This window comes from Pseudomonas sp. S3_C06 (assembly GCF_054667675.1).
Map to the genome: position 1 here is coordinate 5,179,740 of NZ_CP162747.1, position 24,815 is coordinate 5,204,554.

General features: G+C 59.8%; 22 protein-coding genes. 8 read left to right on the forward strand and 14 right to left on the reverse strand.

Annotation, left to right across the window (positions count from 1 at the left end):
* Positions 1-183: 183 nt before the first annotated feature.
* Positions 184-441 (forward strand): DUF6124 family protein, encoded by a 258-nt coding sequence (locus tag AB4N44_RS22915; RefSeq protein WP_160038485.1) that lies wholly within the window; start codon positions 184-186, stop codon positions 439-441.
* A gap of 60 nt (positions 442-501) precedes the next feature.
* On the opposite strand, the gene AB4N44_RS22920 is transcribed toward AB4N44_RS22915, so the two are convergent.
* From AB4N44_RS22920 to plsB, 3 genes are all read right to left on the reverse strand, one after another.
* On the reverse strand, positions 502-1,191 hold the full coding sequence (locus AB4N44_RS22920; RefSeq protein WP_150749455.1) for a DUF4197 domain-containing protein: 690 nt from the start codon (positions 1,189-1,191) through the stop codon (positions 502-504).
* A gap of 40 nt (positions 1,192-1,231) precedes the next feature.
* Positions 1,232-1,630: a YbaY family lipoprotein gene (locus AB4N44_RS22925; RefSeq protein ID WP_460107363.1), complete on the reverse strand. Its 399-nt coding sequence runs from the start codon at positions 1,628-1,630 to the stop codon at positions 1,232-1,234.
* Between the two features lie 118 nt (positions 1,631-1,748).
* Positions 1,749-4,250, reverse strand: a complete 2,502-nt coding sequence (gene plsB / locus AB4N44_RS22930) for a glycerol-3-phosphate 1-O-acyltransferase PlsB (protein WP_150749452.1) — start codon at positions 4,248-4,250, stop codon at positions 1,749-1,751.
* A gap of 238 nt (positions 4,251-4,488) precedes the next feature.
* Here plsB and AB4N44_RS22935 point away from each other — a divergent pair, with 238 nt between their 5' ends.
* A complete protein-coding gene (locus AB4N44_RS22935) occupies positions 4,489-4,698 on the forward strand; it encodes a cold-shock protein (protein ID WP_007908870.1) in 210 nt (69 codons plus the stop codon).
* 139 nt (positions 4,699-4,837) lie between these two features.
* Here the strand turns inward: AB4N44_RS22935 and AB4N44_RS22940 are convergent, their stop codons facing one another.
* The 4 genes from AB4N44_RS22940 to AB4N44_RS22955 form a co-directional block, all read right to left on the reverse strand.
* Positions 4,838-5,215 carry a hypothetical protein gene (locus AB4N44_RS22940; RefSeq protein ID WP_127925994.1) on the reverse strand — a complete coding sequence of 126 codons (378 nt, stop codon included), beginning with the start codon at positions 5,213-5,215 and terminating at the stop codon, positions 4,838-4,840.
* Positions 5,216-5,290: 75 nt separating this feature from the next.
* On the reverse strand, positions 5,291-6,100 hold the full coding sequence (locus AB4N44_RS22945; RefSeq protein ID WP_127925995.1) for a putative RNA methyltransferase: 810 nt from the start codon (positions 6,098-6,100) through the stop codon (positions 5,291-5,293).
* A complete protein-coding gene (gene dapE, locus AB4N44_RS22950; RefSeq protein WP_095050390.1) occupies positions 6,100-7,251 on the reverse strand; it encodes a succinyl-diaminopimelate desuccinylase in 1,152 nt (383 codons plus the stop codon). The genes AB4N44_RS22945 and dapE overlap by 1 nt, the downstream gene beginning before the upstream one ends.
* 239 nt (positions 7,252-7,490) lie before the next feature.
* Complete coding sequence (locus AB4N44_RS22955) at positions 7,491-10,082, reverse strand: glycosyltransferase (RefSeq protein ID WP_460107358.1); 2,592 nt, start codon at positions 10,080-10,082, stop codon at positions 7,491-7,493.
* 213 nt (positions 10,083-10,295) lie between these two features.
* Here AB4N44_RS22955 and tcdA point away from each other — a divergent pair, with 213 nt between their 5' ends.
* Positions 10,296-11,114 (forward strand): tRNA cyclic N6-threonylcarbamoyladenosine(37) synthase TcdA, encoded by an 819-nt coding sequence (gene tcdA, locus AB4N44_RS22960; RefSeq protein ID WP_127925998.1) that lies wholly within the window; start codon positions 10,296-10,298, stop codon positions 11,112-11,114.
* A 119-nt stretch (positions 11,115-11,233) separates the two neighbouring features.
* On the opposite strand, the gene AB4N44_RS22965 is transcribed toward tcdA, so the two are convergent.
* The 4 genes from AB4N44_RS22965 to AB4N44_RS22980 form a co-directional block, all read right to left on the reverse strand.
* Positions 11,234-11,638: a SufE family protein gene (locus AB4N44_RS22965; RefSeq protein WP_127925999.1), complete on the reverse strand. Its 405-nt coding sequence runs from the start codon at positions 11,636-11,638 to the stop codon at positions 11,234-11,236.
* Positions 11,635-12,840, reverse strand: coding sequence for an aminotransferase class V-fold PLP-dependent enzyme (locus AB4N44_RS22970; RefSeq protein WP_160038496.1), 1,206 nt, complete (start codon positions 12,838-12,840; stop codon positions 11,635-11,637). The genes AB4N44_RS22965 and AB4N44_RS22970 overlap by 4 nt, the downstream gene beginning before the upstream one ends.
* Before the next feature lie 128 nt (positions 12,841-12,968).
* The gene (gene dapD, locus AB4N44_RS22975) at positions 12,969-14,003 is read right to left on the reverse strand and encodes a 2,3,4,5-tetrahydropyridine-2,6-dicarboxylate N-succinyltransferase (protein WP_160038498.1); all 1,035 of its coding nucleotides are present in this window, start codon (positions 14,001-14,003) and stop codon (positions 12,969-12,971) included.
* A gap of 33 nt (positions 14,004-14,036) precedes the next feature.
* Positions 14,037-14,345, reverse strand: coding sequence for an arsenate reductase (locus tag AB4N44_RS22980; protein WP_042607053.1), 309 nt, complete (start codon positions 14,343-14,345; stop codon positions 14,037-14,039).
* 348 nt (positions 14,346-14,693) lie between these two features.
* Between AB4N44_RS22980 and AB4N44_RS22985 the strand changes: the two genes are divergently transcribed.
* Complete coding sequence (locus AB4N44_RS22985; protein ID WP_116028742.1) at positions 14,694-16,325, forward strand: Na+/H+ antiporter; 1,632 nt, start codon at positions 14,694-14,696, stop codon at positions 16,323-16,325.
* Between the two features lie 46 nt (positions 16,326-16,371).
* On the opposite strand, the gene dapC is transcribed toward AB4N44_RS22985, so the two are convergent.
* From dapC to map, 3 genes are read right to left on the reverse strand one after another with little or no spacing between them, the layout of a single operon-like run.
* On the reverse strand, positions 16,372-17,571 hold the full coding sequence (gene dapC, locus AB4N44_RS22990) for a succinyldiaminopimelate transaminase (RefSeq protein WP_460107354.1): 1,200 nt from the start codon (positions 17,569-17,571) through the stop codon (positions 16,372-16,374).
* A 43-nt stretch (positions 17,572-17,614) separates the two neighbouring features.
* The gene (locus AB4N44_RS22995) at positions 17,615-20,317 is read right to left on the reverse strand and encodes a [protein-PII] uridylyltransferase (protein ID WP_116028744.1); all 2,703 of its coding nucleotides are present in this window, start codon (positions 20,315-20,317) and stop codon (positions 17,615-17,617) included.
* A 41-nt stretch (positions 20,318-20,358) separates the two neighbouring features.
* Positions 20,359-21,141, reverse strand: coding sequence for a type I methionyl aminopeptidase (gene map, locus AB4N44_RS23000; protein WP_150650247.1), 783 nt, complete (start codon positions 21,139-21,141; stop codon positions 20,359-20,361).
* 373 nt (positions 21,142-21,514) lie between these two features.
* Here map and rpsB point away from each other — a divergent pair, with 373 nt between their 5' ends.
* From rpsB to frr, 4 genes are all read left to right on the forward strand, one after another.
* Positions 21,515-22,252: a 30S ribosomal protein S2 gene (gene rpsB, locus AB4N44_RS23005; RefSeq protein ID WP_003222119.1), complete on the forward strand. Its 738-nt coding sequence runs from the start codon at positions 21,515-21,517 to the stop codon at positions 22,250-22,252.
* Between the two features lie 190 nt (positions 22,253-22,442).
* Positions 22,443-23,306, forward strand: coding sequence for a translation elongation factor Ts (tsf, locus tag AB4N44_RS23010; protein ID WP_150749445.1), 864 nt, complete (start codon positions 22,443-22,445; stop codon positions 23,304-23,306).
* Positions 23,307-23,514: 208 nt separating this feature from the next.
* A complete protein-coding gene (gene pyrH / locus AB4N44_RS23015; RefSeq protein WP_003222124.1) occupies positions 23,515-24,258 on the forward strand; it encodes a UMP kinase in 744 nt (247 codons plus the stop codon).
* Positions 24,255-24,812 (forward strand): ribosome recycling factor, encoded by a 558-nt coding sequence (gene frr / locus AB4N44_RS23020; protein ID WP_007908855.1) that lies wholly within the window; start codon positions 24,255-24,257, stop codon positions 24,810-24,812. Before pyrH ends, frr begins: the two co-directional genes overlap by 4 nt.
* Positions 24,813-24,815 lie beyond the last annotated feature (3 nt).

The window sequence follows — 24,815 nt, forward strand, 5'->3', positions numbered from 1 at the left end:
CGCACAGCGTCCACCATCCGAAAGCGGGCGCTTTTTTATGCCTGTGTCATGGCGGTTGTGCGCGGGATACCTTCGGGTATGCCGGGTGCCTGAAGTCCCGGTCTGCGAACCTGCGTACAGCTGCCACCTAACTTTCGTTTCGCAGCGAACGGTGGCGGCTCCACTACTTCAGGAGATTTCGCCATGTTCAAAACCACACCCAATCCCCCCAAACCCGTCAGCCATCCCAGCACAATTTTTACCGTCCTTCCCGAAGTCGATTCCGAAACATTACTCGCTCACGCCTGTGAAACCCTGGCCTCAGCCAACATCATGGCCAGCGAACTGGCGTTCACCCTGAATGGCCCGACGTGTAGTCAGCTTCTGGGTATTCAGCAGATGATTTCCCTCGCTGAGCTGTCGGTGAATCGCGTCCTCGATCAAGTCGATCCGCAAAACTGACGCCCACAAAAAAGCCCGCTGAACCGGTAAAGGTCAGCGGGCTTTTTGTCGTTCAGCACATTACAACGTGCCGAACACCTTCTTCGCCAGACTGGTCGCCGCTGCGGCCGGGTTCTGGCGGATGGTTTCTTCCTGTTTGCCGATCATCTCGAACAGGCCGTTGAGCGCTTGCTCGGTGACGTAGTTTTCAACGTTGGCGCTCTTCGCGTCTACCACACCAAACGTCGCGGCCTGGCCGGCGAAGGCGTTGTACTTCTGCGCCACGCCAACCTTGTCGGTCGCTTGTTTGACGATCGGCAGGAACTTGGCGCGGATCTGTTCGCGGCTGGATTTGTCGAGGTATTGCGTGGCCGAGTCCTTGCCGCCACTGAGGATGCCTTTGGCGTCTTCCACGCTCATTTTCTTCACGGCATCGACGAGGATTGGCTGGGCCTGAGTCACCGCACTTTCGGCAGCCTTGTTCATGGCAGTTTCCAGTTCTTCAACCTGGGCGCCCATGCCGAAGGCTTTCATTTTGCTCGCGGCTTTGCCGAGTTTGCCCGGCAGTTCGATCTTCACGTCGGGGTTGTTGCTGAAACCGCCGGGTGTGCCGAGTTGTTTGACGGCGATTTGCGCACCCTGGGTCAGGGCATCCTTGAGGCCGCCGGTCGCGTCTTTTTGCGACAGGTCACTCAGCGACAAAGCCATGGCGCTGGCGGAGATCATCAGGCCTGCACACAGGCCGGCGAAGCGAAGGGTAGGGCGGAACATGGCGGCTTCCTTGTTGCGGAAAAGGGCTGCGGAAAATGAATTAACGAACGGCGTCGACGCGAATTTTCAGCGGCTGCGGGTCGTTGCCGTCGAGTTGCACGGCGTGGTTTTCGGTGGTGATGAATATCAGTTCGCCGTTGACTTCAATGCGCGCGCTGACCGAGTAACGATGGCCGGGTTTGACCTGCGCCGGATCGTAGCTCAAGTGGAAGGGCAGCGGCACCTGGCCTATGACCGGGCCTTTCTGCTCGTCCAGCACCACGGCTGGCGCATCGGCCAGCGAAACGTCCTGCAGGCTGACGCTGAGGGTCGCGCTCGGTGGCAGGGCGATGCGCTGCAGGTAGAACACTTCACCGTCGAGGCTGACCTTGCCGGCAGGTGTGGTCGATTGGCAGGCGCTGAGCAGTGTGGCGGCGGCGAGCAGGGTGAGTTTTTTCATCGGACGTTCTCCTTTTCAATGTGGGAGCGAGCCTGCTCGCGAAAGCGGTTTAGCATTCAACATTTCAGTTGTCTGACACTCCGCCTTCGCGAGCAGGCTCGCTCCCACAGGGTTTGCATCAGGTCTCGGGTTGGGCGACGACCTGATCGGCAGCATCTTCACTGCGATGCAGTGCAACCTGGCGGATCGACAAACGAATCTCCGCCGGCAACACGCGCTTGGCCGCACCTTCGGCGAGTTCGCCAAGCAGTTCGTGGTAACTCAGTTTGCCGGCCTCGTCGCGACGCAGCACGTCGAGGTCGAGCATCGTCTGGATGAAGTGACGGAACAGGCTCTTGTCGAAGAACTCCGGCGCATTCAGACCGTGGAGGATCGACAGGCGCTGGGCCATGACCGTGCAGAGATCTTCCAGCTCTTCGGCGCTGACGGTGTTCTGGCCGCTGTTGAGCAGCAAGGACACGGTCATGTAGAAGCGCTGCAAGGTCTGGGCGATGCTCTTCGACAGCAGCGTCAGCAATACGAAATGCCGCGAACTTGGCGCCGGACGCAGGTAGACGTCCTTCTCGAAGCGCAGCAGGCCTTGCTCGACGAATGCTTCCAGCCACTGATCAACCACACCGTCCAACTCATCCAGCGTCCAGCGAATGAACAGTTCCGATTGCAGGTACGGATACAACGCGCGGGTGTAGCGCAGGATCTGTTCGCGACTCATACGCGAAGCGCTCTGGAAGAAGCTCGCCAGCAGCGCAGGCAACGCGAAGATGTGCAGCACGTTGTTGCGGTAGTAGGTCATCAGGACGGCGTTCTGCTCGTCCAGATAGAGAATCTTGCCCAGCGCATCGTTCTGCTCGGCGAGCAGGTCCATGTCCTTCACATGCTCGATCAGCGCACGACCATCGCCTTCCGGAAGCGTGGTGTGCGGCGAATACGGGACTTTGCGCAGCAGCGCCAGGTACAGATCCAGTACCCGTGCCATGGCGCGATCGTCCAGCGCCAGACGTGTGGTCGACAGCAGCGCCAGCGCGACAAGATTGACCGGGTTGATCGCCGCCGCTTCGTTCAAATGCTGCGCGACTTTCTCGCCAAGGCGATTGGTGGTTTCGTTGAGCCACGCCGGCTTGTACTGTGGGCCGAGTTCCTGCTGGCGCCAGTCCGGTTGCTCGGCATCAAGGAATTCCGCCAGTTTGATCGGCTCGCCGAAGTTCACCGCGACCTGACCGAAGCGCTGCTTGAGCGCACCGATGACTTTGAAAATGTCGAAGATCGATTCTTTCTTCTTGCTCGCGCCGCGCAGTTCGCCGAGGTAGGTGCGACCTTCCAGCACGCGCTCATAACCGATGTACACCGGCACAAACACGATCGGCATCCGCGACGAACGCAGGAAGCTGCGCAGGGTGATGGCGAGCATGCCGGTTTTCGGTTGCAGCATGCGCCCGGTGCGCGAGCGCCCACCCTCAACGAAGTACTCGACCGGGAAACCTTTGGTGAACAGGGTGTGCAGGTATTCGTTGAACACCGAGGTGTACAGCGGATTGCCCTTGAATGTGCGACGCATGAAGAACGCGCCGCCGCGACGGAGCAGGCTGCCGATCACCGGCATGTTCAGGTTGATCCCGGCGGCGATGTGCGGCGGGGTCAGGCCGTTGCGGAACAGCAGATACGACAGCAGCAAATAGTCGATGTGGCTGCGGTGGCACGGCACGTAGATCACTTCGTGACCCTGCGCGACTTTCTGCACGCCTTCAATGTGGTTGACCTTGATGCCGTCGTAGATCTTGTTCCAGAACCAGCTCAGCACCACTTCCAGAAAGCGGATCGCGGTGTAGGTGTAGTCCGAGGCGATCTCGTTGCCGTAACGCAGGGCCTGGGCCTTGGCTTTCTCCGCGGAGATGTTTTCGCGCTCGGCTTCGTCGAGGATCGCTTGCTTGACCAGTGGCTGGTTGAGCAGACCTTTGACCAGGTTGCGACGGTGGGAAATGTCCGGGCCGATGACCGCTGCTTTCAGATTGCGGAAATGCACGCGCAGGATACGCTGGGCCATGCGCACGGTGCGTTCATGGCCCTTGTTGTGCTCGATCAGCTCGCGCAGGTGAATCGGCGCCGAGAATTGCACGCGGGTTTTACGTCCGAGAACAATGATGCTCAACAGACGACGCAGGCGCCCGGTGACGGCCCAGCTGTCGGCGAACAACAGCTTCCACGGACTGTTTTCGCTGTCCGGCGATTGGCCCCAGAACACGCTGACCGGAATGATCTGCGCATCTTCAGCAGCGTTCTGCGTCAGTGCGCTGACCAGGCGAGTCAGGGTTGGCGGCGCGCCGCGTTTGTCCTGGCGACCGAGCCAGTCTGGGTCCGGCGTCAGGTAGAAAAACGCCGCCGGTTCGATCAGCGAACCCACCGACACCGGCAGCACCGGACGCGGCAGGCCGGCCTTGGTGCACTCGGTGTCGAGCACGGCCAGATCGGTCAGCGAAGGGTTTTGCAGGACGTAGAACACCGGACGACTGCGGTCGAGGTTGAGGGTGAACGACGACTGGTTGATCGTCTCCGAGCGAACCCAGAGGTACAACAGTCGGCGCAGGGTGCCAAACACAAGACGGCGGAACGGGGAACGGGTCATACGGCTTCTGCGTGAGTGGATAAAACCGAGCATTTGCTCGGGAGGTCGACAGTTTGCCGTATTCATCGAAAATCGGCAAAAAAGCGGCGAAGTAATCTCCTGTTGAGAGTTTTCGCGCCTGTCATATACTCGGCGGTCTGTCGCCGGGGCCCTTTTATGGACGTCGGACGCAGGCTGACGTTCCGCAAAGGCTTTCCTGCGAAAAGCCTGTTCAATAATAAAAAAGGAGTACGAACAGATGGCAACACGTGAAACCGGCAACGTGAAGTGGTTCAACGACGCCAAAGGCTACGGCTTTATCCAGCGCGAAGACGGGGTGGACGTGTTCGTGCACTACCGCGCGATTCGCGGCGAAGGGCATCGGTCGCTGACTGAAGGCCAGCAGGTCGAGTACGCGGTGATTACCGGCGAGAAGGGTTTGCAGGCTGAAGACGTTGTAGGCCTGTAATACAACTCTTCAGAACGCCAAAAACCACTGTGGGAGCGAGCCTGCTCGCGAATGCGTAGTGTCAGTCGATATGAATGGTGACTGATACACCGCATTCGCGAGCAGGCTCGCTCCCACATGGGATCTATGTTGCCTGTTGTTACGCGGTTTTCCAGGTGATTTCTTCTTCACCGTCTTCGCTGATGCGCATCCAGCGATCCGCCGTTTCCTCACCTTCTTCTTCAACCCACGTGCCCGGCGCGCAACGCACTTCCACGTTCAGCGCAGCGAATGCGGCGCGGGCGCAGGCGATGTCGTCGTCCCATGGCGTCTGGTCGCTTTCCAGGTACAGGCTGTTCCATTTGCCCACGGCTTTCGGCAGCCAGGTCACCGGCACGTTGCCGGCCTTGCACTTCCAGGTCTGGCCTTTCTGAACCCAGTCGGTGCACGGGCCCAGCGCGGCGCCCAGCCAGGCCGAAATGGCCTTGTGGTCGACGTCGGCGTCTTTCAGGTAAATCTCGATATCCGGTTGGCGCATGGATGTCCTCACTGCGGGTCTGAAAAATCCATTCGCGGATTTAGCCGGCCCCGGGCACTCGCCCGAGACCAAAAGTTATTGAAGAACGAAATAATCGTAGCGCATCGACACAGTGGTCTCGAACGGCTCGGCCTGTTCGATCACCGCCGCACGACGCTCGGCACTGGCGCGCCAGCCGTGGGGCGTCATCGCCAACAGGTTGGCGCGATCCTCGGGCTTGTCCAGCGTCAGCTTGAATTCCAGGGTTTCACTGTGCGCCAGCGCCATGCCTTCCGGCACCAGGGCCAGATGCTTGTCGTCGGTGTACTCGCGCACTTCGTCGTACAGGCGTTCGCGCAACTCCATCAGGTGGCCGCTGGTCGGGCCGACTTTCATCAGACCGCCGCCGACACTGAGCAAGCGCTTGGCCTCTTCCCAATCCAAAGGACTGAAAACACTGGCGAGAAACTGGCAACTGCCCGACGCCAACGGCACGCGGGCCATGCTGGCGATCAACCAAGTAATCGCCGGATTACGCTTGCAGGCGCGTTTGACCGCTTCGCGGGAGATGTCCAGTGCGTAGCCATCCGCGTGCGGCAAGGCCTCGGCGATCTGCGCGGTGTAATAACCCTCGCCACAGCCGATGTCGACCCAGCGATCCGGCGCATAACTCGCTGCCAGTTCGGCCAGACGCTTGGCCACCGGCGCGTAATGTCCGGCGTTCAGGAAGTCACGGCGCGCTTCGACCATGGCCTGGTTGTCGCCAGGATCACGGCTGTTTTTGTGCTGCACCGGCAGCAGGTTGAGGTAACCCTGTCGCGCACGGTCGAAACGATGGCCGGCGGGGCAGACCACGCCGTTATCCACCGCATTCAGCGGTTCACTGCAGATGGGGCAAGCGAGCATCAGGCGAGCAACTTGATCAGGGTCTGGTAGTAGATTTCGGTCAGCACATCGAGATCTGCTGCCAGCACGCGTTCGTTGACCTGGTGAATGGTCGCGTTGACCGGGCCCAGTTCAACCACCTGCGTACCCATGGTCGCGATGAAACGGCCATCGGAGGTGCCGCCGCTGGTCGACGCCTTGGTCTCGCGGCCGGTGATGTCCTTGATGCTCGCCGACACCGCGTCGAGCAGCGCGCCAGGTTCGGTGAGGAACGGCAGACCGGACAGCGCCCAGTCGATGTGCCAGTCCAGATCATGCTTGTCGAGAATGTCAGCCACGCGCTTCTGCAGGCCTTCAACGGTCGATTCGGTGGAGAAACGGAAGTTGAACACCGCCACCAGATCGCCCGGAATCACGTTGGTCGCGCCGGTGCCGGAGTTGACGTTGGAAATCTGGAAACTGGTTGGCGGGAAGAAATCGTTACCGTGATCCCAGTGCTCGGCGGCCAGTTCGGCCAGCGCCGGAGCGGCGAGGTGGATCGGATTCTTTGCCAAGTGTGGATAGGCGACGTGACCCTGAATGCCTTTGACCGTGAGCTTGGCACCCAGCGAGCCGCGACGACCGTTTTTCACCACGTCGCCAACCAGTGTGGTGCTCGACGGTTCGCCGACGATGCACCAGTCCAGACGCTCGTTGCGCGCGGCCAAGCGCTCGACCACTGCTTTGGTGCCGTGGTGCGCCGGGCCTTCTTCGTCGCTGGTGATCAGGAACGCGACCTTGCCCTTGTGGTTCGGGTAATCGGCGACGAAACGCTCAGCGGCGACGGTCATCGACGCCAGGCTCCCTTTCATGTCCGCCGCGCCACGGCCGCAGAGCATGCCGTGTTCGTCGATCAGTGCGTTGAACGGGTCGATCTGCCACGCGGTGACCGGGCCGGTCGGCACCACGTCGGTGTGGCCGGCGAAGCACAGTACCGGGCCGTCGTTGTTGCCGTGGGTCGCCCAGAAGTTATCCACATCTTCGATGCGCATCGGCTCGAGGCTGAAACCGGCATCGCCCAGGCGCTGCATCATCTGCTTCTGGCAATCGGCGTCGACCGGCGTCACGGACGGACGGCGGATCAGGTCGATGGCGAGTTGGAGGGTCGGCGAAAGGTCGGCGTGGGCCGTCATGGAAAACTCCGGGATCATGAATTTGAGCGAGGGCCACTGTGGGAGAGAGCCTGCTCGCGAATGCGTTGTGTCAGTCAACATAGTTGGTGATTGTTACAACGCCTTCGCGAGCAGGCTCGCTCCCACAGGGGATAGGGTTCGGTCAATCAGACCGGTTATCACGCCAAGCCCCGCAAAATGGCGGTTATCTTAAAGCAAAACGGCGACCATTGGCCGCCGTTTAGTGCATCGATGAGGATTTAGACGACCGGCGCCGGCTCAGGCTTGGCTGCAGGTTTTGGCAGCGACGACAGGAACGCCATGATCAGCGCCGCCAGATACGGCAGCGACTGCACCAGCAACATCACCACCCAGAAACGCATGTCGTTGCTCGGCATGCCGTTGACCAGGTAGATCCCCAGCGCCGCGCCCCACAACAACAGCATGATGAACAGCTCTTCCCGCGCTTCGGAAATCGCCACCCAGAAGCCATGGTTGTCGGCGTTTTTCGGCGTGCGGAAGAACGGAATGCTGCTGGTGAAGAAGCCATACAGCACCGCTTTGGCGATGGTGTGCGACAACGCCAGCCCGGCCAGTGCCGCGCAGAAGGCATCTTTCAGGTTCACGCCGACGGCGCGACGGTAGAGGAAGATGATCTTGCCGACCTTGAACACGAACAACGCCAGAGGCGGGATTGCGAAGATCAGCAGTGGCGGATCGACCCGCTGCGGCACGATGATCATCGCCGCCGACCACAACAGCGCGCCGACGGTGAAGAAGATGTTCATGCCGTCCGCGACCCACGGCAACCAGCCCGCGAGGAAGTGATAGCGCTGGCCACGGGTCAGCTCGGTGTCCTTGCCGCGCAACAGGCTGCCGGTGTGACGCTTGATGATCTGAATCGCACCGTAAGCCCAGCGGAAACGCTGTTTCTTGAAGTCGATAAACGTATCCGGCATCAGACCCTTGCCGTAGCTGTCGTGGTAATACGCCGCCGACAGGCCTTTTTCGAACACGCGCAGGCCGAGTTCGGCGTCTTCACAGATGCACCAGTCGGCCCAACCCAATTCTTCCAGCACCGAACGGCGGGTCATGGTCATGGTGCCGTGCTGAATGATCGCGTCACGGTCGTTACGGGTGACCATGCCGATGTGGAAGAAACCTTTGTATTCGGCGTAGCAGAGCTTCTTGAAGGTGCTTTCGTTCTGGTCGCGATAATCCTGCGGCGACTGCACCACGGCGATTTTCGGGTCGGCGAAGTGCGGCACCATGTGCTTGAGCCAGTTCGGGTGCACGCAGTAATCGGAGTCGATCACGGCGATCACTTCGGCGTCCTTGGCGGTGTGCGGAATCAGGTAGTTCAGCGCGCCGCCCTTGAAACCGGCCAGCGGCGAGACGTGGAAGAACTTGAAGCGCGGGCCGAGGGTTGCGCAGTAGTCACGCACCGGTTCCCACACCGCCGGATCCTTGGTGTTGTTGTCGATGATCAGGACTTCGTAGTCTGGATAATCGAGGGCGGCGAGGGCGTCGAGGGTCTGTTTGACCATCTCCGGCGGCTCGTTGTAGCACGGCACGTGGATCGACACTTTCGGGCGATAGCTGGAGTCGCCCTCGACCGGCAGGAATTCGCGCCGACGCTTGTGAATCCACACCGCCTCGGCCAATTCATGCGCTTCGGTGAGCAGGACGATAAATACGCCGAGCGCACCCAGCGCCAAGAGGAATCCGACCGTCAAACTGAACCACGTGCTGTATTGCAGGCTGTAGTCGTAGCCGATCCACACCAGTACCGAACCGCAAAGGAAGGCGATGAAGGTCAGGAAGATCCGCCCACGCTGACGCAGGGCCGAGCCGTCGATCATCAGCAAGGTCAGCGACAACAGCGCCAGCACCACCGAACCGATCGCCAGCACGCGCCATTGCGGGATCGCGACCACCGGGCCTTCGAAGTTGAATTTCTGCTGACGCGCGGCGTTGAACACGCCCCAGTAGGCGCCGACCGAACCTTCGTCACTGGCCTTCCACGGCTGGTCGAAGGCTTCGATCACGAAGTAGTTGAAGCCTTGGCGGTTGAGCTTGTTGACCAAGGTCCGCAGGTAGATCGCCTGATCCGCCGGCGACGCATCGGCGCCGCCACGCATGCGGCCGTTGCTCGGCCAGCCGACCTCGGAGAGTAGCAGCGGTTTTTTCGGGAACAGCTTTTTCAGATCGCGGGCACGGTCGAACACGAACTGGCCGGCCTTGTCGACCGGGATGAATTCCCAGTAAGGCAGAACGTGCGCAGCGATCAGGTCAACGTGCTTGGCCAGTTCCGGGTGTTCTTCCCAGACGTGCCATTGCTCGGACGTGGTCACCGGCACTTTCACCGCAGCGCGCACGCGATCGAGCAATACGCTCAGCTCTTGGGCGGTGATTTCCTTACGGAAAATCGCTTCGTTACCGACCACCACACGAACCACGCTGCGCGAAGTGTTGGCCAGTTCGATGGCGCGGGTGATTTCCCGTTCGTTGCGTTCCTGGTCGGGGCTGATCCAGATCCCCAGGGTCACGCGCAGGCCGAATTCCTCAGCCAGTTTCGGGATGTCTTGCAGCGAGCCGTCGACCGAGTAGATACGGATGTTGTCCGTCAGCTTGCTCATGATCTCCAGATCACGGCGCATTTCGTCGTCAGACGGATACTGATCCTTCTGCGGGAATTGTCCTTGCTGGAACGGCGAATAGGAGAAACCGGAGATCTGCTCCGGCCAGTTCGGCGCGGAAACCGGGCGATTGATCAGCGCCCAGAAACCGGTGAACAGGGCAGCGATTGCCAGAACCACCACCAGGTTGAGTCCAAATTTACGCGATGACATAGCTATTTCGGGTTCCAAAGGCTGTGGAACGAAGGATCGGTCGGCTAGACGCCCGAGGGGCGCGCATCCTACACCGGCAGTTCACAAGTCGTACATCAGACAGGGAAATGCCCGACATTGGGCAGCCGACTTTGACTTAAGTTCTTACACTTGTAGCTGATGTTTAGAACTTGTCGCCGCGTAGCCCTATAATGCGCGCCGGTTTTTGGGGTAATGGTCATGAGTACAGAAGATCCGCGGTTTGCAGGCATCGCCCGTTTGTATGGCATTGAAGGCCTGGAGCGCCTGCGCGCGGCCCATGTGGCGATTGTCGGCGTCGGTGGCGTCGGTTCCTGGGCGGCGGAAGCCATGGCCCGCTGTGGCGTCGGCGAGATTTCGCTGTTCGACCTCGATGACGTCTGCGTCAGCAACGCCAACCGCCAGTTGCACGCGCTGGACAGCACCGTCGGCAAACCCAAGGTCGAGGTGATGGCCGAGCGTCTGCGCGGGATCAACCCGGATTGCACCGTGCACGCCGTGGCGGATTTCGTTACTCGCGAGACCATGGCTGAATACATCACGCCGAACATTGATTGCGTGATCGACTGCATCGACGCGGTCAACGCCAAGGCTGCGCTGATCGCCTGGTGCAAACGCCGCAAGATCCAGATCATCACCACGGGTGGCGCGGGCGGGCAGATTGATCCGACGCTGATTCAGGTGTGCGATCTCAACCGCACGTTCAACGACCCGTTGGCGTCGAAAGTGCGCTCGACGTTGCGGCGTGATTATGGCTTTTCGCGCACCGTGACCCGGCATTACAGCGTGCCGTGCGTGTTTTCCACGGAGCAACTGCGTTATCCGAAACCGGATGGCAGCATTTGTTTGCAGAAGAGCTTTGTCGGCGATGGCGTGAAGCTCGACTGCGCCGGTGGGTTTGGCGCGGTGATGATGGTCACGGCAACGTTCGGCATGGTCGCGGCGACCAAGGCAGTGGACAAGATTGTCGCGGGGGTTCGGCGTCCGGCTGACCGGGTCAAATCTGACGCCTGACCGGTTGATCGTTCCCACGCTCCGCGTGGTAATGCAGCCCGGGACGCTCCGCGTCCCATCCAGAGCCGAACGCGGAGCGTCCGTTGAGGCATTCCCACGCAGAGCGTGGGAACGATCAGTCAGCGAGCCAGCTCATTCATCCGCTGGAGCACGGCATTGAGGCCATTGCTGCGCGATGGCGATAGCTGACGCGAAAGGCCTAGCTGATTGAACCAGTCCGGCAAATCAACCTGCTGCAATTCAGCCGCCGACAACCCGTTAACCCGTAACAGCAACAACGCCACCAACCCGCGAATCATCCGCGCATCGCTGCTGGCGCTGAACTGCCAGTGACCGTCGTGCAACGCCCCAACCAGCCACACCTGACTCTCACAGCCATGCACTCGGTTGGCATCGCACTTGTCGGCGTCACTCAACGGCGGCAGACGATCACCAAACTGCATCAGCAACCGCGCCCGCTGTTCCCAGCCGGCTGCGTTCTGAAAAATGTGCAGCGCTTCAGCCGCCGCGACCGGCAAACTCATCGCAACAACTCCAGCGCCTGATCCAGCGCCTCAAAGAAGCGCTCCAGATCCTCGGAGTCGTTGTACAGCGCCAGCGACACCCGAATCGCTCCGGCCAACTCGAAGCTTTTCAGCAGCGGCATCGCGCAGTGATGCCCGGCGCGCACGGCGATTCCTTGCTCGGTCAGCAAGTGCGCCAGATCAGCGTTATGCACACCCTCGACAACAAAACTCGCCAGTGCCAGTTGCGGCTTGCCGAGCAGACGGATGCCGTTACGAGCGGCGAGTCCACGCAGCAGATAGTCATGCAGCGCCGCTTCATGGGCCGACACCGCGTCCTGATCCAGATCGGCCAGATAATCGAGCGTTGCGCCGAGGCCGATCACACTGGCAATCGGCGGCGTGCCCGCTTCAAAACCCAGCGGCGCAGGGCGGAAACGCGCGTCGTGATAGTTGGCTTCCAGGACCATCTCGCCACCGAACTGCCACGGTTTCAGTTGCTCAAGTGCTGCGTTGCGCCCGAACAATACGCCGAGGCCATCGGGGCCATACAGTTTGTGGCTGGAAAACACATAGAAGTCGCAACCCAGCGCCTGCACGTCATGCCGACCATGCACCACGCCTTGCGCGCCATCGACTACAGTCAGCGCGTTCTGCGCCTTGGCCATGCCCAGCAAGGCCGGCAATGGCTGCCATGCACCGAGCACGTTGGATAACTGACTGACTGCCAGCAAACGCGTGCGCGGGCCGATCAAATGTACCGCGGCAGCAAGGTCGATCAGACCGTCGGCATCCAGCGGCAGGATCACCAGTTTCAGGTTGCGACGTTGCGCCAGTTGCTGCCACGGCAGCAGGTTGGCGTGATGCTCCAGGGCGCTGATGACAATTTCATCGCCCGGGTGGAAAAGATGTTCCAGGCCATAAGCCAGGAGATTCAGCGCACTGGTGGCGCCGTGGGTAAAGATGATCTGCCCGCTGTCACCGACATTGAGCCACTGGGCGACCTTGAGCCGACTGTCTTCGAACGCCTGCGTCGCGTGAGCGCCGGGCAGGTGTTGCGCACGATGCACATTGGCTGCGCCATTGGCGTAGTAATGCGTCAACGCGTCGAGCAGGGCTTGGGGTTTTTGCGTGGTGGCGGCGTTGTCCAGATAAGTCTGGTCTTGCCGTTGCAGCGCGGCGATGGCCGGAAAATCGGCACGCCACGGGGAGGGAATCATCATCTGTTCAGCCCTGTGAACTTGGGCGGGTGTACACAAAACACTGTGGGAGCGAGCTTGCTCGCGAAGCTTCTAGCGTTTTCAAGGACGCCTTCGCGAGCAAGCTCGCTCCCACACAGTGCCTGCGACACTTAGTTGTGAGCGTGCAGCGCTTCGTTCAGTTCGATCGCCGATTTGTGGGTTTTGCACTCCACAGCACCGGTTTCCGAATTGCGACGGAACAGCAGATCAGTCTGACCGGCCAGCTCGCGCGCCTTCACAACCTTGACCAGGTTGTTGTTTTCGTCGAGCAGGGCAACCTTGGTGCCAGCGGTCACGTACAGGCCCGATTCAACGGTGTTGCGGTCACCCAACGGGAAACCGATACCGGCGTTGGCGCCGATCAGGCAGCCTTCGCCAACCTTGATCACGATGTTGCCGCCGCCCGACAGGGTGCCCATGGTCGAGCAACCGCCGCCCAGGTCCGAACCCTTGCCGACGAACACTCCAGCGGAAACGCGGCCTTCGATCATGCCCGGGCCTTCGGTGCCAGCGTTGAAGTTGATGAAACCTTCGTGCATCACGGTGGTGCCTTCACCGACGTAAGCGCCCAGACGAAGACGCGCGGCGTCAGCGATACGCACGCCAGCCGGAACCACGTAGTCGGTCATTTTCGGGAACTTGTCCACCGAGAACACTTCCAGCAGCTCGCCACGCAGGCGGGCTTCCAGTTGCATTTCCGCCAGTTCGCTCAGGTCGATTGCACCCTGGCTGGTCCACGCTACGTTTGGCAGCAGCGGGAAAATACCGGCCAGGCTCACGCCGTGTGGCTTGACCAGACGGTGCGACAGCAGGTGCAGCTTCAGATACGCCTCAGGCGTCGAGGTCAGCTGTGCGTCTTCGGCCAGCAGGGTGGCGACCAGCGGCTTGTGGCTTTCAGCCAGACGGGTCAGCAGCTTGCCTTGCACGGCGTCGATGCCTTTCACGGCTTCAGCCAGTTGTGCAGCCTGGGCGGTGGTGAAAGTGATGGCCTGGTTGCCTTCGGTGTAACCGAGGATTGGCGCAACTGCCGCGACCAGTTCGGCCGAAGGGTTGAGCAGTGGCTGTGCGTAGAACACTTCCAGCCACGCGCCTTGACGGTTCTGAGTGCCGACACCAAAGGCGATGCTGAACAGGGAATTGGACATGTAAATACACCTCTACAAAGAGTGACGGGCTGCTTACTTCAGAGCGGCCGCGTAGATATCTGGCTTGAAGCCAATCAGGGTTCGGTCACCGAGATCGAGCACCGGGCGCTTGATCATCGAGGGTTGAGCGAGCATCAGTTCGATGGCTTTCGACTGGTCGAGATCGGCTTTGCGTTCGTCGTCGAGTTTGCGAAAGGTCGTGCCTGCGCGGTTCAACACCGTTTGCCAGCCGTGTTCGTCACACCATTGGGTCAGGTGTTCACGGTCGATGCCGGCGGTTTTGTAATCGTGAAAGTCGTAGCTGACAGCGTGTTCATCGAGCCAGGTGCGCGCCTTCTTCATGGTGTCGCAGGCTTTGATGCCGAAAAGGCGCAACGTTTTACTTGAAACGGTCAAGGAATCGCCCCCTTTACAGGTGCTGGAGAAAAAATGGTGTCGGATTATGCCATGACCAAACGGTTTCGCGGCGCCCGGCTTCATTTGGCAATGCAAACCCCTGTGGGAGCGAGCCTGCTCGCGAAGGGGCCATATCAGGCGACATCGATATTGAATGATCCACCTTATTCGCGAGCAGGCTCGCTCCCACATTGGTACGGCGTGTCCGCGTGCGACATAGGTGCAACGGTCAGACACAGCCTAAGCGGCTAATATGGCAGTTCAACGCTGTCGATTGTCTGAGATTTCCGCTTTATGCAAACTGCTTATACCGTCCTGATCCTGCTGATGCTGGTCAGCGTTTCGCGTCTGGTCGGACGGGTCATCCCGCTGCCGCTGCCTCTGGTGCAAATCGCCGCTGGCGCCTTGCTCGCCTGGCCGACCCTCGGTCTGCACGTGGCCCTTGATCCCGAATTGTTCCTGTTTCTGTTCCTGCCGCCATTGTTGTTCTCCGACGGCTGGCGCATGCCCAAGCGCGAGTTCTGGCACTTGCGCGGACCGATCCTGACCCTGGCAGTCGGGCTGGTGCTGTTCACCGTGGTCGGCGCCGGCTACTTCATTCATTGGTTATTGCCGTCAATTCCGTTACCGGTAGCCTTTGCCCTCGCGGCGGTTTTGTCGCCCACCGACGCCGTGGCGGTGTCGGCCATTTCACAAAACCGCTTGCCGACCCCGCTGATGCATATATTGCAGGGCGAGGCGCTGATGAACGATGCCTCGGGTCTGGTGACCTTCAAGTTCGCCCTGGTGGCGGCCATCACGGGCGTGTTCTCGCTGACCAACGCCAGCCTGACCTTTGTCGTGGTGGCGCTCGGCGGGTTGGCGGTCGGTGTGGCCTTGAGCTGGCTGGTCGGGCGCTTGCGGGCGTGGATGATCGCCCGTGGCTGGGATGACCCGGCTACCCATGTGGTGTTCATGTTGCTGTTGCCGTTCGCGGCCTATGTGCTGGCGGAACGGCTTGGTGTGTCGGGCATTCTCTCGGCCGTGGCGGCGGGGATGATGCAGAGCTGGCTAGATCTGCTGCCTCGGCAGACCAGCACTCGACTGCTTAATCGCAGCGTCTGGTCGCTGCTGGAGTTCGCATTCAACGGCTTGATCTTCCTCCTGCTTGGCCTGCAATTGCCGGACATCATCAAAGCTGTGGTCAGCCATGAACCGACGCTCTGGCCAACGTTGTTCTATCGCTGCCTCGATGTCGTGGCGATTTTCTTCGCGCTGGTATTACTGCGGTTTATCTGGGTGCAAAGCATCTGGCGATTATCGGTGCTGCTGCGCCGTTTGCGTGGCAAGGGCGAGCTGACGCAAGTCCCGACCGCGCGCTCCTGCTGGCTGCTGACCGTCGGCGGTGTGCGCGGTGCGGTGACGCTGGCCGGTGTGATGTCAGTACCGATGTTGATGGGGGCTGATGCGTTTCCCGAGCGTGATCTGCTGATTTTCATCGCTGCCGGAGTGATTCTGCTGTCGCTGGTTTCGGCCTGTATCGCGCTGCCTCTGCTGTTGCGCGGCATCGAAAAAAGCCCGGACGACAAACGCCGCCAGGAAGTGCGTGATGCCTGGCGCAAAACCGCAGAAGCGGCGATTCATGCGCTGGAGACCGAGGAAACCACCCCGCAGGACGCCGCTCAGGCTGCGCTGTCGGCCGAGTTGAAGGCGCGGATCATGTCCGAGTATCGCCATCAGCTCGATGTCTTCAACGACTCCGCCGAAGCGCAGGCCTTGGCGTTCCAGATGGATCTGCTCGAGCGTCGCATGCGCCTGAAAGCGCTCAGGGCACAGCGCCTGGAACTGTATAGCCTCAGTCGACATCACCAGATCGGTGATGACGTCCTCAGAGAAGTGTTGGCCGATCTGGATTTGAGCGAAGCCAATCTGGGGAAGGTCAAGTAACTCATCGGGATGCCCGCACAAAATTCCATGTGCGGGCTCTTGATGATTACTTCTGGCGAGTGATGAAGGCGCGAATCCGTTCAGCGGCTTCGACACATTCTGCCAGCGGCGCAACCAGCGCCATGCGCACGCGGCCAGCCCCCGGGTTGACGCCATCGACGTCACGGGACAGGTAAGAACCCGGCACCACGGTCACGTGCTCCTGCTCGAACAGATCGCGGCAGAACGCGGCGTCGTCGCCTTGCACGTTCGGCCACAGATAGAAACTGCCATCCGGGCGCTGCACGTCCATCACCGGGCTGAGGATTTCCAGCACCGCATCGAATTTTTCGCGATACAGCGCACGGTTGGCGCGCACATGCACTTCGTCATTCCACGCCGCCACGCTGGCCAGCTGCGTTTGGACCGGCATCGCGCAGCCGTGGTAGGTGCGATACAGCAGGAAGCCTTTGAGAATGTCGGCATCGCCGGCAACAAAACCCGAGCGCAGGCCCGGCAGGTTGGAGCGCTTGGACAGGCTGTGGAACACCACGCAACGCTTGAAGTCCTTGCGGCCGAGTTCGACACACGCAGTGAGCAGGCCCGGCGGCGGGGTTTGCTCATCGAAGTACAACTCGCTGTAGCACTCGTCGGCGGCGATCACGAAATCGTACTCGTCGGCCAGGGCGATCAGCTTTTTCAGGGTATCAACCGGGATCAGTGCGCCGGTCGGGTTGCCTGGCGAGCAGAGGAAGAGGATCTGGCAGCGTTTCCAGATATCTGGCGAAACCGCATCGAAATCCGGGTTGAAGCCGTTCTCGTCGAGGCACGGCAGGTAATGCGGCTTGGCCCCGGCAAGGAATGCGGCGCCTTCGTAGATCTGGTAGAACGGATTCGGACTGACCACCAGTGCGTCGTCGCCACGGTTGACCACGGTCTGGGTGAACGCGAACAGGGCTTCACGGGTGCCATTGACCGGCAGCACGTTGCGCGCCGGGTCGATCCAGCCGCTCGGCACGCCGAAACGACGCTCGCACCAGCCGGCGATGGCTTCGCGCAGGGCCGGGATGCCGAGGGTGGTCGGGTACACGGCCATCTGATCCAGACTGTTGGCCAGAGCCTCGGCGACAAAGCTTGGCGAACGGTGTTTCGGCTCGCCGATCGACAGAGCGATCGGGCGTTTGTCCGGGTTCGGGGTCACGGTGCCGAGCAGGGCGCGGAGCTTTTCGAACGGGTACGGCTGGAGCTGGTTCAGAGCATTGTTCATTGGGGCAGGGTCTCTCGCAAAGCCATTTGAATCCGGGGCGCCATCAGATACTGATGCGCGACAGTTTGATATCGGGTTCCTGATTGACGCTCAGTTGCTCAACGATCGCATCCTGCAAACGGCTGCACAGCAGCGGGTCGGACAACGGTTGGTTGTGGGCGTCGGTGATGAAGAACACGTCTTCCACCCGCTCGCCGAGTGTCGCGATCTTGGCGTTCTGCAGCGACAGGTCGAACTCGAGGAAAATCCCGCCGATCCGCGCCAGCAGGCCCGGGCGATCGGGCGCGGTCAATTCCAGCACGGTCACCGGACGCTGCGCATCATTATGAATCGTCACCTGCGGCGCAAAGGCGAAATGCTTGAGCTGGCGCGGCACGCGGCGCTGAATGATCGTCGGATAGTCGTCCGGATTGCGCAGGGCTTCGGTCAGGCCTTCGCGGATCTGTTTGACCCGCGTCGGGTTGTCGCCGATGGATTCGCCTTCGTTATCGAGCACGATGTAGGTGTCGAGGGTGAACTGGCTGCTCGAGGTGATGACCCGGGCGTCGTGAATGTTCAGGTTGAGCTGATCCATGGCGGCCACGGTCACCGCGAAGAAATCATGCTGGTCCGGTGCATAAATGAAGATCTGCGTGCCACCCTCGAACTCGCGTTGGGTGGTTTCCTTGATCAGCACCAGCGGCCCGCCATCGACGGGTTGCTGGAGGATCGCGTCGCTGTGCCAGGCCACGTCACCGGCGGTATGGCGCAGGAAATAGTCATCGCCCAACTGCGCCCACAACTGCTCGACATCGTCCGGATCGGTGCCGCCGCGCACCAGAATATCCAGTGCGGCGCTTTGGGTCTGGCGGATCTGCTCTTCGCGATCCACCGGGTTTTCCAAGCCGCGACGCAGCGCGCGTTTGGTCTCGGTGTAGAGCTGACGCAACAGGCTGGCGCGCCACGAGTTCCACAGCGTCGGGTTGGTCGCGTTGATGTCGGCCACGGTCAGCACGTAGAGATAGTCGAGACGGGTTTCATCGCCGACAGCCAGGGCAAAGTCGTGGATCACTTGCGGGTCGGACAAATCCTTGCGCTGAGCGGTGGTCGACATCACCAGATGGTTCTGCACCAGCCAGACGATCAGGCGGCTGTCCCACACCGGCAACTGATGGCGCTGGCAGAACGCCTCGGCATCGACCGCGCCGATCTCCGAGTGATCGCCATGCCGGCCTTTACCGATGTCGTGGTACAGGCCCGCCATGTAGATCAGTTCGGGCTTGGGCAGCTTGGCCATCAGCTTGGCGGCCAGCGGGAATTTCTCCGAGACCTGGGTGTACTGCAATTTGCGCAGGTGCTTGATCAGGTTCAGCGTGTGCGCATCGACCGTGTAGATGTGAAACAGATCGTGCTGCATCTGCCCGACGATAAAACCGAACTCCGGCAGATAACGCCCGAGAATGCCGTAACGGTTCATCCGGCGCAGGTTGCGGTGGATGCCGATCTTGCACTTGAACAGTTCAATGAACAGGCTGGTGTTGCGAATATCGTTGCGGAAGTTGTCGTCGATCAGGTGACGGTGCTCGCGCAGCAGACGAATGGTGTCGGCGCGCACGCCTTTGATTTCTGGCTGCTGAGCCATCAGCACGAAAATCTCCAGCATGGCGAACGGCGTGCGGCGGAACACGTTGTCGTTGCGTGCCTCGATATAGCCGTCGTGGAGCTGGAAGCGCGAGTTGATCGGCTGCGGCGGCGCTTCGTCTTCCGGCGCGAGGATCACTTCCTCGAAATGCTGGATGATCAGGTCGCTGAGCTGGGCGATGCTCATCACTACGCGGAAATACTGTTGCATGAAGTTTTCGACGGCCTGTTTGGCGTCGTCGCCTTCAAAACCCAGTAGTCCGGCGATGGTGCGCTGGTGGTCGAACAGCAAGCGGTCTTCGGAGCGGCCGGCGAGCATGTGCAGGGCGTAGCGAACCTTCCAGAGAAATTCCTGAGAGGAGGCGAGCAGGGCGTTTTCACTCTCGACCAGGAAACCTTCGCCGGCGAGGGCGCGCAGGTTCAGGGTGCCGTATTGGCGACGCGCAACCCAGAGAATCGTCTGAATATCCCGCAGTCCGCCGGGCGAGCCTTTGACGTTGGGTTCCAGGTTGTATTCGGTGTCGTTGTATTTGTGGTGGCGGGCTTTTTGTTCGGCACGCTTGGCCAGGAAGAACTCCTTGGCCGGCCACATGTGTGCGGTGCTGGTGACGTCGAGCATGCGTTGGCGCAGACGCTCGGGGCCGCAGATGGTGCGGCTTTCCATCAGGTTGGTGACCACGGTCAGGTCGGCGCGGGCCTCTTCGGCGCATTCATCGACCGAGCGCACGCTCTGACCGACTTCCAGGCCAATGTCCCACAACAGCGTCAGAAAACGCTCGATGGAGTCGCGGAAGACCTCGTGATCGGCGCTGTCCAGCAGGATCAGCAGATCGATATCGGAATAAGGGTGCAGCTCACCGCGACCATAACCGCCGACCGCGACCAGTGCGATGTCGGCGTCTTCACTCCAGTTGAACTGCTCCCAGGCCTTTTGCAGGATGTTGTCGACGAACCAGGCACGGTCTTCGATCAGCCGGCGAATGTCGCGACCCTGGCGAAAACGCGTGTCGAGCACCTCGCGAGCCTGGCGGATCGCCTTCTTGAACGCCGCGATAGGACTCGCTTTGAGAGCCAGTTCGGCCTGGAACTGACCGCGGTCGAAGAGTTCGGGATCCACCTGCGGCATCGATTGGCATTCCTTCTATAAGGCTGGGAGCGTTGTGTGGATCAGGCCGAGATGCGCGGGATGGTGTCGTCGGCGCGCAGGGTGAAGATCTCGTAGCCAGTGTCGGTCACCAGCAGGGTGTGCTCCCACTGTGCTGACAGCTTGCGATCCTTGGTGATCGCGGTCCAGCCGTCGCCCAGTACTTTGGTGTCGGCCTTGCCCTGGTTGATCATTGGCTCGATGGTGAAGGTCATGCCGGCCTTCAGTTCCATGCCGGTGCCGGCGCGGCCGTAGTGGAGGATCTGCGGCTCTTCGTGGAAAACCTTGCCGATGCCGTGACCACAGAACTCGCGAACCACCGAGAAGCCGTTCTTCTCGGCGTGCTTCTGGATCACTTCGCCGATGTCGCCGAGGCGGCAGCCGGGTTTGACGATCTCGATCGCCTTGTACATGCATTCCTGGGTAATCTGCGACAGGCGTTCGGCCCAGACGGGTACTTCGCCGACATGGAACATGCGGCTGGTATCGCCGTGGTAACCGTCCTTGATCACGGTCACGTCAATGTTCAGGGTGTCGCCGTTTTTCAGCGGCTTGTCATTCGGAATGCCGTGGCAGACCACGTGGTTGATCGAAGTGCAGATCGACTTCGGATAACCCTTGTAATTGAGCGGGGCAGGGATGGCGTGCTGCACATTGACGATGTAGTCGTGGCAGATCTGGTTCAGCTCATCGGTGGTGACGCCCGGTTTGACATGTTCGGCAATCATTTCCAGCACATCGGCGGCCAGTTTGCCGGCGACACGCATGCCAGCGATGTCCTCGGGGGTTTTGAGGTTGACGGTCATACAGGCTCTCTCTGCGCTCGGCGGCGCTTGCTGATACGAATAGGGCGGCAGGTGATCGTTTTGCGACCCTGAAAAACGCGATTCTAACAGACGCACGGCGCAATTCAGCGCCCGCGTGCATCGCTTCTCTCTATACAATGGTGCGTTCGGGGCCGATTCCAACGGGGCTGCGCCCATGTCCTTGGTGCGAATACAGATTCCGGGTTCCGTTTCGGCGCACCCTGTGGTATAAAATGCGCCGCTTTCCGGGGATACCCCGAAAAGCTTAAATCCACACACGTGTCGACACGATGACCTGGGTGCTTTTGGCTTTATGCCACTGGTTGGTCATTGGGATACGTGGAGGCCAAACCCGACTTATTAAGGAACTATCATGTCCCAAGTCAATATGCGCGATATGCTGAAGGCCGGTGTGCACTTCGGTCACCAAACCCGTTACTGGAATCCGAAAATGGGTAAGTACATTTTCGGCGCGCGTAACAAGATTCACATCATCAACCTTGAAAAAACCCTGCCAATGTTCAACGAAGCTCTGACTTTCGTAGAGCGTCTGGCCCAGGGCAAAAACAAGATTCTGTTCGTCGGCACCAAGCGTTCCGCTGGCAAGATCGTTGCTGAAGAAGCAGCACGTTGCGGTTCGCCGTACGTCGATCACCGCTGGTTGGGCGGCATGCTGACCAACTTCAAAACCATTCGTGCTTCGATCAAGCGTCTGCGTGACCTTGAAGTTCAAGCCGAAGACGGTACTTTCGCCAAGCTGACCAAGAAAGAAGCGCTGATGCGCTCCCGTGACCTGGAAAAGCTGGATCGTTCGCTGGGCGGCATCAAGGACATGGGCGGTCTGCCTGACGCACTGTTCGTGATCGACGTTGACCACGAGCGCATCGCGATCACCGAAGCCAACAAGCTGGGCATCCCGGTAATCGGCGTTGTCGACACCAACAGCAGCCCGGAAGGCGTTGACTACATCATCCCAGGCAACGATGACGCAATCCGCGCTATCCAGCTGTACATGGGTTCGATGGCTGACGCAGTTATCCGTGGTCGCAACAATGTTGCTGGCGGTACTGTTGAATTCGCAGCTGAAGAAACTCAGGCTGCAGCTGAGTAATTGACGCCCTGGCGTTGACTCAGTAAGCAAAAAGGGGGCTTGGCCCCCTTTTTGCCACCTCGAAAACCATTTGTCGGCGCCCACGGCACTGTTTGTAATGTGCGGCAGCTAACAAGGGTGGTTCGGGAAGAATTGAACGCCCGTTCGATCGGGTGGAATGGTTGAAAACCTATCCAAGAGGAATTTGAAAATGGCAGCAATTACTGCAGCGTTGGTTAAAGAACTGCGCGAGCGTACCGGCGAAGGCATGATGGACTGCAAGAAAGCCCTGGAAAAGGCTGACGGCGACATCGAAAAAGCCATTGATGACATGCGTGCTTCGGGCGCGATCAAGGCTGCGAAGAAGGCTGGCAACGTTGCCGCTGAAGGCGCAATCGCAATCAAGGACGACGGTAAAGCTGCCGTTATCCTGGAAGTGAACTCGCAGACCGACTTCCTGGCTCTGCAAGACGACTTCAAGAACTTCGTTGCTGCCAGCGTTGAAAAAGCTTTCGCTGACAAGCTGACCGACGCTGCTCCACTGATCGCTTCGCAAGAAGCCGCTCGTGAAGCACTGGTTGCCAAAGTAGGCGAGAACGTCAACATCCGTCGTCTGGCCCGTATCGAAGGTGACGTTGTAGGTTCGTACCTGCACGGCAACAAGATCGGTGTTGTTGTGGCTCTGAAAGGCGGTGACGTCGAGCTGGCCAAAGACATCGCGATGCACGTAGCGGCAAGCAACCCTGAGTTCCTGCTGCCATCGGAAGTTTCGGCTGAAGCGATCGAGCGCGAAAAAGCTGTGTTCCTGCAGCTGAACGAAGAAAAAATCAAAGGCAAGCCAGAAAACATTGTTGAAAATATGGTCAAAGGCCGTATCAGCAAGTTCCTGGCTGAAGCGAGCCTGGTTGAGCAGGCGTTCGTCAAGAACCCTGAAATCAAGGTTGGCGAACTGGCCAAGAAAGCCGGTGCTGAAATCGTTTCCTTCACTTACTACAAAGTAGGCGAAGGCATCGAGAAGCCGGTCGACAACTTCGCTGAAGAAGTTGCTGCCCAGCTGGCTGCCGCCAAGCAATAAGACGGTTTTTCAACTGTCGCCCGAAAGAGGCTGCCCGCTTACGCGCGCAGCCTCTTTTCAGATGGGGTTGCCAATTTTTATTGGTTTCCACTTGGAACTGACTTACAAAGCCATGTTCCGATGGCGCTGAAGCAGCGCCAAGCTAGAGTGAACGCCAGCTGTAAACAGCTCGCAAAGAATTTTAAATACGCCGCAGGAGAGATTCGCAATGGCTCAGCAGGGCAGTGGTTATCAGGCTCGCTATAAACGCATTCTACTCAAGCTTAGCGGCGAGGCCCTGATGGGCTCGGAAGAGTTCGGGATCGATCCAAAAGTGCTGGATCGCATGGCGCTGGAAGTCGGCCAACTGGTCGGTATCGGCGTACAGGTCGGTCTGGTGATCGGCGGTGGCAACCTGTTCCGCGGCGAAGCCTTGAGCAAAGCCGGTATGGATCGGGTTACAGGCGACCACATGGGCATGCTGGCCACTGTGATGAACGCTCTGGCCATGCGCGATGCGCTGGAACGTGCCAACATCTCGGCCATCGTGATGTCGGCGATTTCCATGGTGGGTGTGACCGATCACTACGATCGCCGCAAAGCCATGCGTCACCTGAACTCCAAAGACGTCGTGATCTTCGCTGCCGGTACCGGCAACCCGTTCTTCACCACGGATTCGGCAGCCTGCCTGCGCGCAATCGAAATCGATGCCGACGTCGTGCTGAAAGCGACCAAGGTCGATGGCGTCTACACCGCTGACCCGTTCAAAGACCCGCATGCCGAGAAGTTCGATCATCTGACTTATGATGAAGTACTGGATCGCAAGCTGGGCGTGATGGATCTGACCGCTATCTGCCTGTGCCGCGACCACAAGATGCCGTTGCGCGTATTCAACATGAACAAGCCCGGTGCCCTGCTGAACATCGTCCATGGCGGCGCTGAAGGCACCCTGATCGAGGAAGGTCAACAATGATCAACGAAATCAAGAAAGACGCTCAAGAGCGCATGCAGAAATCCCTGGACTCTCTGGCTCACGCTTTTGGTCAGATTCGTACCGGCAAGGCTCACCCAAGCATTCTGGGTAGCGTGATGGTGCCGTACTACGGCGCAGACACCTCCATCACTCAAGTGGCCAACATCACTGTAAAAGACTCGCGCACCCTGCAAGTCGTCGCCTTCGAGCGCAATATGCTCGCAGCGGTCGACAAGGCAATCCAGAGCGCTGGCCTGAACCTCAATCCGACCAACCTGGGCGAATTGTTGCTGATCTCCATGCCTGCCCTGACTGAAGAAACCCGCAAGGGCTTCACCAAGCAGGCGCGCAGTGCCGCCGAAGACGCGCGTGTTGCTGTGCGCAACATTCGTCGTGACGCCTTGGGCGAGCTGAAGAAACTGGTCAAGGACAAAGAAATCAGCGAAGACGAAGAGCGTCGTGCCGCTGCCGATATTCAGAAACTCACCGACAAGGCTGAAGCTGATATCGACACGGCTACCAAGCAAAAAGAAGCGGATCTGATGGCCGTATAAGGT

Excerpts from the sequence above, each read along its gene's own strand:
- AB4N44_RS22920 (WP_150749455.1), bottom strand. The coding sequence starts at position 1,191 with ATGTTCCGCCCTACCCTTCGCTTCGCCGGCCTGTGTGCAGGCCTGATG.
- dapC (WP_460107354.1), bottom strand. The coding sequence starts at position 17,571 with ATGAACAATGCTCTGAACCAGCTCCAGCCGTACCCGTTCGAAAAGCTC.
- AB4N44_RS22925 (WP_460107363.1), bottom strand. The coding sequence starts at position 1,630 with ATGAAAAAACTCACCCTGCTCGCCGCCGCCACACTGCTCAGCGCCTGC.
- tcdA (WP_127925998.1), top strand. The coding sequence starts at position 10,296 with ATGGTCATGAGTACAGAAGATCCGCGGTTTGCAGGCATCGCCCGTTTG.
- rpsB (WP_003222119.1), top strand. The coding sequence starts at position 21,515 with ATGTCCCAAGTCAATATGCGCGATATGCTGAAGGCCGGTGTGCACTTC.
- tsf (WP_150749445.1), top strand. The coding sequence starts at position 22,443 with ATGGCAGCAATTACTGCAGCGTTGGTTAAAGAACTGCGCGAGCGTACC.
- plsB (WP_150749452.1), bottom strand. The coding sequence starts at position 4,250 with ATGACCCGTTCCCCGTTCCGCCGTCTTGTGTTTGGCACCCTGCGCCGA.
- dapE (WP_095050390.1), bottom strand. The coding sequence starts at position 7,251 with ATGACGGCCCACGCCGACCTTTCGCCGACCCTCCAACTCGCCATCGAC.
- AB4N44_RS22985 (WP_116028742.1), top strand. The coding sequence starts at position 14,694 with ATGCAAACTGCTTATACCGTCCTGATCCTGCTGATGCTGGTCAGCGTT.
- AB4N44_RS22915 (WP_160038485.1), top strand. The coding sequence starts at position 184 with ATGTTCAAAACCACACCCAATCCCCCCAAACCCGTCAGCCATCCCAGC.
- frr (WP_007908855.1), top strand. The coding sequence starts at position 24,255 with ATGATCAACGAAATCAAGAAAGACGCTCAAGAGCGCATGCAGAAATCC.
- pyrH (WP_003222124.1), top strand. The coding sequence starts at position 23,515 with ATGGCTCAGCAGGGCAGTGGTTATCAGGCTCGCTATAAACGCATTCTA.
- dapD (WP_160038498.1), bottom strand. The coding sequence starts at position 14,003 with ATGTCCAATTCCCTGTTCAGCATCGCCTTTGGTGTCGGCACTCAGAAC.
- AB4N44_RS22980 (WP_042607053.1), bottom strand. The coding sequence starts at position 14,345 with ATGAAGAAGGCGCGCACCTGGCTCGATGAACACGCTGTCAGCTACGAC.
- map (WP_150650247.1), bottom strand. The coding sequence starts at position 21,141 with ATGACCGTCAACCTCAAAACCCCCGAGGACATCGCTGGCATGCGTGTC.
- AB4N44_RS22940 (WP_127925994.1), bottom strand. The coding sequence starts at position 5,215 with ATGCGCCAACCGGATATCGAGATTTACCTGAAAGACGCCGACGTCGAC.
- AB4N44_RS22965 (WP_127925999.1), bottom strand. The coding sequence starts at position 11,638 with ATGAGTTTGCCGGTCGCGGCGGCTGAAGCGCTGCACATTTTTCAGAAC.
- AB4N44_RS22945 (WP_127925995.1), bottom strand. The coding sequence starts at position 6,100 with ATGCTCGCTTGCCCCATCTGCAGTGAACCGCTGAATGCGGTGGATAAC.
- AB4N44_RS22995 (WP_116028744.1), bottom strand. The coding sequence starts at position 20,317 with ATGCCGCAGGTGGATCCCGAACTCTTCGACCGCGGTCAGTTCCAGGCC.
- AB4N44_RS22970 (WP_160038496.1), bottom strand. The coding sequence starts at position 12,840 with ATGATGATTCCCTCCCCGTGGCGTGCCGATTTTCCGGCCATCGCCGCG.
- AB4N44_RS22935 (WP_007908870.1), top strand. The coding sequence starts at position 4,489 with ATGGCAACACGTGAAACCGGCAACGTGAAGTGGTTCAACGACGCCAAA.
- AB4N44_RS22955 (WP_460107358.1), bottom strand. The coding sequence starts at position 10,082 with ATGTCATCGCGTAAATTTGGACTCAACCTGGTGGTGGTTCTGGCAATC.